This window comes from Mesorhizobium sp., from assembly GCF_005063415.1.
In the GTDB taxonomy this organism is placed as follows: domain Bacteria; phylum Pseudomonadota; class Alphaproteobacteria; order Rhizobiales; family Rhizobiaceae; genus Mesorhizobium.
In genome coordinates this window covers 1-1,205 of record NZ_SUEG01000338.1, presented here as the reverse complement: position 1 = coordinate 1,205, position 1,205 = coordinate 1, and the positions used below count along the sequence as shown (strand labels likewise).

The 1,205-nt window shown below is 58.8% G+C and carries 1 protein-coding gene; it reads left to right on the top strand.

The window, feature by feature from the left end; genetic code table 11:
• Nucleotides 1–981: 981 nt before the first annotated feature.
• Nucleotides 982–1,205, top strand: a 224-nt coding sequence (locus E5W70_RS32460) for a hypothetical protein (RefSeq protein WP_292665447.1), incomplete at its 3' end; no start/stop codon positions are given.

Here is a 1,205-nt window from a genome sequence, read left to right as displayed (position 1 = left end):
GGCCGCCGGGGGAGCCAGCGCTAGCGTTGGGATCTGTCGATTTCCTGCCAGCGATTAGCTCGCCGATCTTGTCCCTGTTCTTGTAGGCAAGCAGGCCGAGCAACGCTATGGCGACCTTTCCTATGTCAAGGCTCATTTCTCATCTCCTTCTATCGAAAAGGGACAAGGCATGCGGCTTTGAAAGGTTCCATGGGTCGGGTCTCACACCGGAATTCCGGGCTAGCCTCGCACCTGTTGTATATTAGCATCTGCGGAACTTTCGGCCTTTTCGCGTTTTGGTGCTTTGTACTTCGGCCAGACAGCAAATTGCGGTCGCTGTTCACACTTGGCCCGTCGGCTTCGGTCGGCGGGCTTTTTGTTGCCTTGGGTGGAACACCCGCCTGCGACGGTGGTTCGATCAGTAGCACTATTCGCCCAGATCGGGCCTCGCATAGGAGAGCGCCGCTTGGCCACTTGGACACAAAGAGATGAGAGACAGCAGCGCACGTCAGATGCTGCACGGTCATTAATCGATGTTGAGCGCGCGGCCCGAGACGCAAAGACGGCTCGGCTCCGGGAGCAGCGGCTGAAGGCTGAAAACTCCTTGGAAACACGAGATGGAACAGCTTCGCAGTGAAATGGCGGCGTTGGCGGACCCTGGCTTCTGGGGGCGCTTGTATTGCTTTTCTTGGTAGCGAGTCCCCCGGCTCTGCAGTAGCCTTCTTCCACCGTCGGTTGGTGGACGCGTTGCAGCTGATGCGCCTACGGTCACTGACGGTCCGCGCGCAACCGGGCAAGCACAGCCCCCGCATCCCCCCTGCCTGGGGCAAGTTGCCTGATCGGGTCCCGCCGTCCTGGCATGTGCGGCGGGACTTTTTACTGCCGTCACACCCGACCGGCGCGACGGTTCATATTAGCGCAGCAAGTCCCTCCCCATAGGAATAGCTGCCACATCAATCGGCCCCCCGTCTTCTCCCGGCGGGCTTATTCGACATTGACGCGGTGAGCGAAACCCCTGGTCAAATTCGTACATTAGAAATCTGGAACATAAGTAGGGCAGAAAGCATTGTTGGCGCCATGCACAAGAACCGTGGCGACAATCTTCCTGAATGGCTTCCGAGCGAACTGCCCGAGGATCCAGTGATCCGAGCGGATATCGCGACAAGGATTTCGAGAGGTACCGACGGCAAAAATGGGCCGGACGACACGGTGGTCACGAAAGCCAG